Origin of the sequence: Pseudokineococcus sp. 5B2Z-1 (genome assembly GCF_037482305.1) — a bacterium.
Classification (GTDB): Bacteria; Actinomycetota; Actinomycetes; order Actinomycetales; family Quadrisphaeraceae; genus Pseudokineococcus.
Genome location: NZ_JBBHZG010000002.1, coordinates 598359 through 608190, shown reverse-complemented (window position 1 = coordinate 608190; position 9832 = coordinate 598359). Strand labels below are relative to the sequence as shown.

8 protein-coding genes and 1 tRNA gene are annotated in these 9832 nt (G+C 75.6%); 3 read left to right on the top strand and 6 right to left on the bottom strand.

What is annotated here, in order from left to right; all coding sequences use genetic code 11:
• Window positions 1-48 precede the first annotated feature (48 nt).
• Entirely contained in the window at window positions 49-2361 is a 2313-nt protein-coding gene (locus WDV85_RS06930) for a transglycosylase domain-containing protein (protein WP_339569937.1), read from the top strand.
• A 70-nt stretch (window positions 2362-2431) separates the two neighbouring features.
• Here the strand turns inward: WDV85_RS06930 and WDV85_RS06925 are convergent, their stop codons facing one another.
• Window positions 2432-2926 carry a GatB/YqeY domain-containing protein gene (locus tag WDV85_RS06925; RefSeq protein ID WP_339569936.1) on the bottom strand — a complete coding sequence of 165 codons (495 nt, stop codon included), beginning with the start codon at window positions 2924-2926 and terminating at the stop codon, window positions 2432-2434.
• Window positions 2927-2968: 42 nt separating this feature from the next.
• On the opposite strand from WDV85_RS06925, the gene WDV85_RS06920 reads away from it, so the two are divergent.
• Complete coding sequence (locus WDV85_RS06920; RefSeq protein ID WP_445263253.1) at window positions 2969-3967, top strand: metallophosphoesterase; 999 nt, start codon at window positions 2969-2971, stop codon at window positions 3965-3967.
• Window positions 3968-4053: 86 nt separating this feature from the next.
• On the opposite strand, the gene WDV85_RS06915 is transcribed toward WDV85_RS06920, so the two are convergent.
• The 3 genes from WDV85_RS06915 to WDV85_RS06905 form a co-directional block, all read right to left on the bottom strand.
• Window positions 4054-4130, bottom strand: a tRNA-Pro gene (locus WDV85_RS06915).
• Between the two features lie 76 nt (window positions 4131-4206).
• Entirely contained in the window at window positions 4207-5319 is a 1113-nt protein-coding gene (locus tag WDV85_RS06910; protein ID WP_339569934.1) for an aspartate-semialdehyde dehydrogenase, read from the bottom strand.
• The gene (locus WDV85_RS06905) at window positions 5316-6581 is read right to left on the bottom strand and encodes an aspartate kinase (RefSeq protein WP_171202569.1); all 1266 of its coding nucleotides are present in this window, start codon (window positions 6579-6581) and stop codon (window positions 5316-5318) included. Before WDV85_RS06905 ends, WDV85_RS06910 begins: the two co-directional genes overlap by 4 nt.
• A 107-nt stretch (window positions 6582-6688) precedes the next feature.
• Here WDV85_RS06905 and WDV85_RS06900 point away from each other — a divergent pair, with 107 nt between their 5' ends.
• Complete coding sequence (locus WDV85_RS06900) at window positions 6689-8806, top strand: methyl-accepting chemotaxis protein (protein WP_339569933.1); 2118 nt, start codon at window positions 6689-6691, stop codon at window positions 8804-8806.
• Between the two features lie 75 nt (window positions 8807-8881).
• Here WDV85_RS06900 and recR read toward each other — a convergent pair whose 3' ends face one another.
• Both recR and WDV85_RS06890 read right to left on the bottom strand, forming a co-directional pair.
• Entirely contained in the window at window positions 8882-9481 is a 600-nt protein-coding gene (gene recR / locus WDV85_RS06895) for a recombination mediator RecR (RefSeq protein ID WP_339569932.1), read from the bottom strand.
• Window positions 9482-9606: 125 nt separating this feature from the next.
• The coding region (locus WDV85_RS06890; RefSeq protein WP_339569931.1) for a hypothetical protein at window positions 9607-9832 on the bottom strand (226 nt) is incomplete at its 5' end.

Sequence of the window (9832 nt, the reverse complement as noted above, 5' to 3'; positions counted from 1 at the left end):
GGACCGCCGCCGCCCGGCCCCGTGCGGCGGCCACGTACCCTCGGTGGTATGGCAGGACGACCGAGCAGCCCGCCCGGGGCCGACGCGCCCCGGGAGACCCCCGACGCGCGCCCTCCCCGCCGCACCCGCTCCGCCCGCGCCACCGCCGCCGGGTCCGCCGGCTCGGTCGGCACCGGCCTGGCCACGCTCGTCGGCGGCGGCGTCGTCGCGGGCCTGCTCGTCGCCGGGCTCGCCGTCCCCGTCGTCGCCACCGCGGGCGCCGGCGCGGACGCCGCCGTCGACATGTTCGAGGACCTGCCCACGCAGCTCGACCCCTCGGCGCTGCCGGTGCGGTCGACGATCCGCTACGCGGACGGCTCGCCCATGACGGGCTTCTACGCGGAGAACCGCGTCATCGTGCCCCTCGACGCCGTGGCCCCGGTCATGAGCGACGCCGTGGTCGCGATCGAGGACTCGCGCTTCTACGAGCACGGCGGCGCGGACCCGCAGGGGATCGCGCGCGCCTTCGTCAACAACGTCACCGGCGGCGGCACCCAGGGCGCCTCGACGCTGACGCAGCAGTGGATCAAGAACGTGCTCCTGCAGCAGGCCCGCGAGGCCGGCGACGAGGACGCCGTCACGGCGCTGACGACGCCCAACGAGGCCCGCAAGGTCCGCGAGATCCGCCTGGCCATCGCGGCCGAGGAGGAGTACTCGAAGGACCAGATCCTCGAGAACTACCTCAACATCGCCCTCTTCGGCGCCAACACGTACGGCGTCGAGGCGGCGTCCGAGTACTACTTCAGCAAGCCCGCCTCCGAGCTGGCCCTCCCGGACGCGGCGCTCCTCGCCGGGATGATCCAGAACCCCTCGTTCTACGAGCCGACGACGAACCCGCAGGACGCGCAGGACCGGCGCGACGTCGTCCTCGGCCGCATGCTCGACCTGGGCAAGATCGACCAGGCGCAGCACGACGCCGCCGTCGCGGTGCCGATCGCCGACCAGCTGCGGATCGACAAGCCCGCGAACGGGTGCGCGCCGGCAGGGGCGACCGCGTACTTCTGCGACTACGTCGTCCAGACGATCCTCCAGGACCCGGCCTTCGGCGAGGACCGCGACGCCCGCGTGCGCGCCCTGTACCGCGGCGGCGTCGACGTCACGACGACCCTCGAGAGCGGTCGGCAGTACGCCGCGTGGCAGCAGGTCCAGGAGACCGTCCCGGTCGACGACTCCTCGCAGGTGGGCGCCACCCTCGTCTCCGTCGAGCCCGGCACCGGGAAGGTGCGGGCGATGGCGCAGAACCGGGTCTACACGACGGCTCCCACCGACCAGCGCGGCTACACCAACATCAACTACAACGTCGACGAGGACCTCGGCGGCGGACGCGGCTTCCAGCCGGGCTCGAACTGGAAGCCCTTCACGCTCGCGACGTGGCTGAAGGAGGACAACACCCTCCGGGAATCCGTGACGGCCGCTCCGCGCCAGACCGTCTTCCCCGCCTCGGACTTCCGGGCGTGCGGCAACCGCCTCGTCGACGACTGGGAGGTCCGCAACAGCGAGGGCACGGGAACGGGTCGGATGACGGTGCTGCAGGCCACCTACGACTCCGTGAACACCGCCTACGCCTCGATGGCCACGGAGCTCGACCTCTGCGACATCCGCGCGACGGCGGAGAGCCTGGGCGCCCACCCGGCGTCCCCCGAGTCGGTGCCCCCGTCGCAGGACGGGCGCCTGGGCGTCAACCCCGCCAACGTCCTCGGCTCGGACCCCGTCGCCCCGCTCACCATGGCGGCGGCCTACGCCACCTTCGCCAGCGGCGGCACCTACTGCCCGCCGCGCCCGATCGAGAGCGTCGTCGACCGCGACGGCCAGCCGATCCAGCCCACGGTCGAGTCGTGCACCCAGCCCCTCGCGACCGACGACCACACGAGCGAGCAGATCGCCAACACGGTGACGTACGCCCTCGAGAACGTCTTCACCCGCGGCACGGCGGAGCGCGTCGGCCGCCCCGACGGCCGGCCGGCGGCGGGCAAGACCGGCACGACGAACAAGATGGTGCAGACCTGGTTCTCCGGGTACACCCCCCAGCTGGCGACCACGGCGTGGGTGGGGCACCCGGACGAGTCGGGGACGTCGCTCAGCGACGAGCGCATCAAGGGGGTCCGCCGCACCGTCTACGGGTCCACCTACGCGGCGCCCATGTGGCGCGACTACATGGAGCAGGCCCTCGAGGGCCTGCCCGAGGAGGACTTCGGGCCCCCGGCGTGGGACCTCGTGGGGACCTTCTCCAGCTCGGACAGCTCCGGCAGCTCCAGCAGCTCCTCGGACGACGACGAGGACCAGTCCTCGTCCAGCGACTCCGGCGACGAGGACGACGACTGAGCCGGGCCCGACCGGCACGCCGAGGGCGCCCCACCCGACGGGTGGGGCGCCCTCGGCGCGTCCGGGGGGCTCAGCCCTGCTGCAGCTGCCGCCGCACCTCGGCGGCGACCCGGCCGCCCTCGGCCAGCTGGCCGACGCGGGGCCGCACGGCGCCCATGACGGAGCCCATGGCGCCCATGCCGGTGCGGCCGGCGGCGGCCGCCGCGGCGACCTCCTCGGCGACGAGGGCGCTGAGCGCCTCGTCGTCGAGCTGCGCCGGCAGGTACTCGGCGATGACGGCCTCCTCGGCCGCCTCCCGCTGCGCGCGCTCGGCCCGGCCGGCGTCGGCGAAGGCGGTGGCGGACTCGCGCCGCTTCTTGGCTTCCGAGCGCAGGACGGCGAGGACCTCGTCGTCGGAGAGCTCGCGGGCGCTGGTGCCGGACACCTCGGCGGTCCGCAGGGCCGTGAGGACCGAGCGCAGCGTCGTCGTCCGCAGCTCGTCGCGGGCGCGCATCGACGTCGTCAGGTCCTCGCGGAGACGGGCCGCCGTGCCCCCGCCGGTGGTGCCCTCGCTGGGTGCGCTCATGCTGGTGATCACAGCACACTGGCCCGCGTGACGTCCTCCTCGATGCCCCTCGCCCCCGCCCGCCCCCGCTCCGGGGCGGCGGTCGCCGCGCGAGGAGCGGCCCTGGGGCTCGCCGGGGTCGCGGGCGCGGGCCTCGCCGCCCTGGCGTGGGGCGCCGGGCACGAGGTGCGGGCGCCGCGCCTGCGGCGCGTCGAGGTGCCCGTCCTGCCGCTCGGCGCCCGGCCGCTGCGGGTCCTGCACCTGTCCGACCTGCACATGACGCCGGACCAGCGCGTCGTCCCCCGCTGGGTGGCGGGGCTCGCCGACCTCGAGCCCGACCTCGTCGTCGACACCGGCGACAACCTGGCGGCCCTCGACGCGGTGCCGGCGGTGCTGCGCTCCCTCGACCGCCTCCTCGACCGGCCGGGCGTCTTCGTCCTCGGCAGCAACGACCGCTACGTGCCGGGGCGCGTGAACCCGCTCGGCTACCTCGGCGGCCCCTCCCGGCTCGCCCCGCGCCGGCAGCCCCTGCCCACCGAGGACCTCGTGCGGGGCCTCGTCGACCGCGGCTGGGTCGACCTCGACGACGCGCGGACGACGCTCGAGCTGGGCGGCCTGCGCGTCGACCTCGTCGGCGTCGACGACGCGCACATCGGCCTCGACCAGTACGACGCCGTCCGCGCCCCCGCCGACCCCTCCGCCGACGTCTCGCTCGGCGTGATGCACGCCCCCTACCGGCGCGTCCTCGACCCCATGGCGCGCGACGGCCTCGACCTGCTGCTGGCGGGGCACACGCACGGCGGGCAGGTCTGCGTCCCCTTCCTCGGGGCGCTGGTGACGAACTGCGACCTCCCCCGCCGCTGCGCGAGCGGCCTGCACCGCTGGCGCGCCGGGCACGGGCCGGTCGACCCCCCGGCCCCTGAGGGCGCCGGGACGGACGAGCGGGTGGACGAGACCTGGCTGCACGTCTCCGCGGGCCTCGGCACCTCGCCGTACGCGCGCGTCCGCTTCGCCTGCCCCCCGGAGGCCACGCTCCTGCGGCTGGTGCCGCGCGCCGGCTGAGACCCGCACCCGCGCCGGCCTCGAGCACGACGACCGGCCCGGGGACGACGACGGCCGGCCTCCCTGGTGGGAGACCGGCCGTCTGGTGGTCGGGGTGACAGGATTTGAACCTGCGACCTCCTCGTCCCGAACGAGGCGCGCTACCAAGCTGCGCCACACCCCGGTGGAGCGGGGCAAGCCTAGCCGAGGCCGGGGGGTGCCCCGCACACACCTACTCCGGTGAGTGGTGCGGGCCGAGGTCAGGCGGCCGACAGCTCCGCGGCCACGAGCTCCGCGATCTGCGCCGTGTTGAGCGCTGCGCCCTTGCGCAGGTTGTCGCCGCACACGAAGAGGTCGATGGCGTGCGGGAAGTCCAGCGACTGGCGCAGCCGGCCGACGAACGTCGGGTCGGCGCCGACGACGTCCGCCGGCGTCGGGAAGTCGCCCTGCTCGGGGTCGTCGACGACGACGACGCTCGGCGCCTCGACGAGGGCCTGGCGGGCGTCCTCGACGGTCAGCGGGCGCTGGAAGACGGCGTGCACGGCGAGGGAGTGCGTCGTCACCACGGGCACCCGCACGCACGTGGCCGAGACCTTGAGGTCGGGGATGCCGAGGATCTTGCGGGACTCGTTGCGGACCTTGAGCTCCTCGCTCGACCAGCCGCCCTCCTTCGGCGAGCCCGCCCAGGGCACGACGTTGAGGGCGAGGGGCGCGGGGAACGGCGAGGCCGCCGAGCCGAGCTTGTCCTCCAGCGCCCCGCGGACGTCCCCCGAGCGCTGCCCGAGCGTCCGGTCGCCGCCGACGACGGCCAGCTCGTCGTAGAGCCGGTCCACGCCGGGCTGCCCGGCGCCGGAGGCGGCCTGGTAGGAGGCGACGACGAGCTCGGTGAGGCCCCACCCGTGGTGGAGGGCGCCGAGCGCGTCCATCATCGTCAGCGTCGTGCAGTTGGGGTTGCTGATGATCCCGCGGGGGCGGTTGCGCACCTGCGCGGGGTTCACCTCGGGCACGACGAGCGGGACGTCGGGGTCCATGCGGAAGGCGCCCGAGTTGTCGACGACGACGGCGCCGCGCTCGACGGCCACGGGCGCCCACCGCGCGGAGACCTCGTCGGGGACGTCGAACATGGCGACGTCCACGCCGTCGAAGACCTCGGCGGTGAGCTCCTGCACGACGACGTCCTCGCCGCGGACCCGCAGCACCGTGCCGGCCGAGCGCGCCGACGCGACGAGGCGGATCTCGCCCCAGACGTCCTGCCGCTGGGACAGGATCCCGAGCATCACGGTGCCGACGGCGCCCGTGGCGCCGACGACGGCAAGGGTGGGGCGGCGCCCGCTGGTGCCTCCCGCTCGCGTGGTCTCCGTGCTCTGGCTCATCGGCCGGTCCCTCCGTAGACGACGGCCTCGCCGTCGCTGCTGTCCAGGTCGAAGGCCGTGTGCAGCGCGCGGACCGCCGTGTCGAGGTCGTCGGCGCGCGTCACGACCGAGATGCGGATCTCCGAGGTGGAGATCATCTCCATGTTGATGCCGGCGCTGCTCAGCGCGCGGAAGAACTGCGCCGAGACGCCCGGGTTGCTGCGCATGCCCGCGCCGACGAGCGACAGCTTGCCGATCTGGTCGTCGTACTGCAGGGAGGAGAAGCCGACGCGCTCCTGGATGGCCGTGAGGCGCTGGACGGCGCGGGCGCCGTCGTCCTTCGGCAGGGTGAAGGACACGTCGGTCCGCCCCGTCGTCGCGGCGACGTTCTGGACGATCATGTCGATGTTGACGCCCTCGGCGGCCACGGCCTCGAAGATCTCGGCGGCCTTGCCCGGGTTGTCGGGCACCCCCACCACGGTGATCTTCGCCTCGCTGCGGTCGTGCGCGACGCCCGAGATGATCGCCTGCTCCACGGGGAGGTCCTCCATCGATCCGGTGACGGTGGTGCCGGTCTTGCTCGAGAAGCTGGAGCGCACGTGGATCGGCACGCCGGAGCGGCGGCCGTACTCCACGCAGCGCAGCATGAGGACCTTGGCCCCGCACGCGGCGAGCTCGAGCATCTCCTCGTACGTGACGGTGTCGAGCTTGCGGGCGCTGGGGACGATCCGCGGGTCGGCGGTGAAGACGCCGTCGACGTCGGTGTAGATCTCGCAGACATCGGCCTCGAGCGCCGCGGCGAGCGCGACGGCCGTGGTGTCCGAGCCGCCGCGGCCCAGCGTCGTGATGTCCTTCGAGGTCTGGCTCACGCCCTGGAAGCCCGCGACGATGGCGACGTGGCCGTCGTCGAGGGCGTCGCGGATGCGGCCCGGCGTGACGTCGATGATGCGCGCGCGGCCGTGCACGGAGTCGGTGATGACGCCGGCCTGGCTGCCGGTGAAGGACCGCGCCTCGAGGCCCAGGTTCGCGATGGCCATGGCCAGCAGCGCCATCGAGATGCGCTCGCCCGAGGTGAGCAGCATGTCGAGCTCGCGGGCCGGCGGGAGCGGCGAGACCTGGCGGGCCAGGTCGAGCAGCTCGTCGGTCGAGTCGCCCATGGCCGAGACGACGACGCAGACGTCGTCCCCGCGACGACGGGTCTCGGCGATGCGGCGCGCCACCCGCTTGACGCCCTCGGCGTCCGCGACGGAGCTGCCGCCGTACTTCTGCACCACGAGCGCCACGGGGCCGGAGTCTAGGGGGGCGCCCGCGGCCGCCCCGGGACCGTCCAGCCCCCGGGCGCCCGGGTGAGGGCCCTCAAGATGCCGCCGCGCCCGCCGACGAGAAGGGCATGTCGTCGCTGCGCGCCCGGACCGGGGGCATCCGCGCCCGGGTGACCCTCCTGCTCGTCGGCGGCGTCGGCGCCGCCTCGCTCGTCGTCGGCGGCGTCGGGGCGCTCGCCGCGGAGCGCACCGGTGCGGCCGTCCGCGACGAGGTGGACGCCCTCACCGGCCAGCAGCTCGACCGCGTGACGGACGGCGTCGTCGACGTCGTCTCCACGCAGGGCGACGCCGTCTACCAGAAGGTCTCGAGCGACCTCGAGGTGGCGCGCGACGTCCTCGCGCGGGCCGGCGGGTTGCGCACCGGCGGCGGCACCACCACGTGGGAGGCCGTCGACCAGGTGACGAAGGAGGCGACCACGGTGCGCCTGCCCTCGGCCCTCGCCGGCACGACGCCGCTCGGGCAGAACGCCGACCCCGCCGTCCCGACGCCGGTGGTCGACGAGGTCGTGAGCCTCGTCGGCGGGAGCACGACGCTGTTCCAGCGCATGCCCGACGGCAGCATGCTGCGGGTGGCCACGACCGTGGAGACCACGGAGGGCCGGCGCGCCATCGGCACGTACATCCCCGCCGTCGGCGCCGACGGCTCCCCCAACCCCGTGGTCGCCGCCGTGGAGGCGGGTGAGACCTACCGCGGCACCGCCTTCGTCGTGAACGCCTACTACGCCACCGCCTACGAGCCGGTCCTCGACGAGCGCGGCGAGCTCGTCGGCATGCTCTACGTCGGCGTCCAGCAGGAGACGGTGCCCGCGCTGCGCGAGTCCCTGCTCAGCACCCGCCCCGGCGAGAACGGCCACGTCGAGGTCCTGGCCGGGACGGGCGAGCGCGCCGGCACCCTGCTCGTCACCGACCGCGAGGGCGCGACGAGCGCCGCCGACGTCCTCGACGCCGACGGGCGCCCCTACCTCGTGGACGCCCTGGCCACCGCCACCGCGCTCGGCCCCGAGGAGACGGCGACCCTCACCTACCGCGACGCCGCCACCGGCGACCACACCGTCCGGCTCGCCTACTACGAGCCGTGGGACTGGGTCATCGCCGTCGACGCGCAGGACGGCGACTTCGCCGGCGCGGCGACGCGCGTGGGCGACGGGACCCGCCAGCTCGTGCTGACGATCGCCCTCGCCGGGCTCCTCGTCCTCCTGGCGGCCGCCGCCGTCGCCGGCGTCGTGGGGGCCCGCATGACCCGGCCCCTGGAGCACCTGCGCCGCAGCATGGACGACCTCGCCTCGGGCACGGGCGACCTCTCCGCCCGGCTCGACGAGGACGCGCCCGGCGAGGCGGGCGCCCTGGCGCGCGCCTTCAACGCCTTCGCCGCCCGCGTGGGGGCGACGGTGGACGGCGTCGTCCGCGTCTCGGGCCGCCTCCAGGGCACCTCCCGCCAGGTCGCGTCCATCGCCGACGAGCTGGGGACCACCTCGCACGCGGCGAGCGAGCAGGCGCGCAGCGCCGGCGGCTCCGCGGGCAGCATCAGCAGCGACGTCGCCGAGCTCGCCTCGGGCGGCCGGGAGATGTCCGAGGCCGTGCTGGAGATCTCGCGCAACGCGGGCGAGGCCGCCGGCATGGCCGAGGACGCCGTCCGGTCCCTCGACGAGGCCATGGCGCGGGCGCAGCAGCTCGCGACCTCCAGCACCCGCATCGAGGAGATCGTCGCCGTCATCTCCGCCGTCGCGGAGCAGACGAAGCTCCTGGCCCTCAACGCCACCATCGAGGCCGCGCGCGCCGGGGAGGCCGGCAAGGGCTTCGCGGTCGTCGCCGGCGAGGTCAAGGAGCTGGCCCGCGAGGCCGCCGAGGCGTCCGAGGACATCGGCCGCCGCGTCGCCGACATCCGCCACGACACGGGCGACGTCACCGCGGAGATGGCGCGCCTCGCCGGCGTCGTCGCCGGCATCAGCTCGCACCAGACGGGCATCGCCGGCGCCGTCGAGCAGCAGACGGCCACGACCGGCGGGATGCAGGAGCGCCTCACCGGCACCGCCCGGGCCGCCGCGGACATCGCGGAGCGGCTGCGCGAGGTCTCGCGCGCCGCCACCGCGACCGACGAGCGCGCCGCCCGGGCGCGGCAGGCGGCCGGCGACCTCGGCGCGCTCACCGACGAGCTCGGCGCCCTCGTGGACAGCTTCCGCCGCTGAGGCGGGGCGCCCGGTCCCGGGCCCTCGGGACCGGGGACCCGGGACCTCGTGGTCGGGCGCCCGGAGTCGGGCGCCTCAGACGTCGAGGAGCCGGCGCCCCTCGAAGGCCCGGCCGAGCGTGACCTCGTCGGCGTACTCCAGGTCGCCGCCCACCGGCAGCCCGGAGGCCAGGCGCGTGATGCGCAGGCCCATGGGCTTGCAGAGCCGCGCGAGGTAGGTGGCGGTGGCCTCGCCCTCGAGGTTCGGGTCCGTCGCGAGGATGAGCTCGGTGATCTCGCCGGACGCCAGGCGCGTCATGAGCTCGCGGACGCGCAGGTCGTCGGGCCCGACGCCCTCGATGGGGCTGATGGCGCCGCCGAGGACGTGGTAGCGGCCGCGGAACTCGCGGGTCCGCTCGATCGCGACGACGTCCTTCGGCTCCTCGACGACGCAGACGACCGTGCCGTCCCGGCGGTCGTCGAGGCAGATGCGGCAGCGCTCGGCCTCGGCGACGTTGCCGCAGACGTCGCAGAAGCGGACGCGGCGCTTGACCTCGGTGAGGGCGCTCGCGAGGCGCTGCACGTCCTCGGCGTCGGACGCGAGCAGGTGGAACGCGATGCGCTGCGCGCTCTTCGGGCCGACGCCGGGCAGCCGCCCGAGCTCCTCGACCAGGTCCTGCACCGCTCCCTCGTACACGCGGCGAGCCTACGCCGCACCGCCGACGGCGCCCGGACGGTGGCGCCGTCCTCCCAGGGGCGGCCCCGCCGTCGGAGCCGACGCCCGGGGTGAGCGGCGGCCCGCGCGGCGGGGGCCGACGCCCCTCAGCGCCCGGTCTCCTCGATGACGCGCCCGCCGAGCAGCTGCTCCACGAGGCGCGCCCCCACGAGGCCCTCGTCCTCGGCGTCGGCGTCGTCCCGGCTGGGCAGGTCCTCCGGGTCGGGCGCCTCGTCCGGGCCGGCCCGGTCCGCGGCCGGCGCCTCCGCCGAGCGCCCCGCGGCCGGAGCGGCACCCGCCCGGGCCCGTGACGCCGCCGCGGCGGCGCGCGCC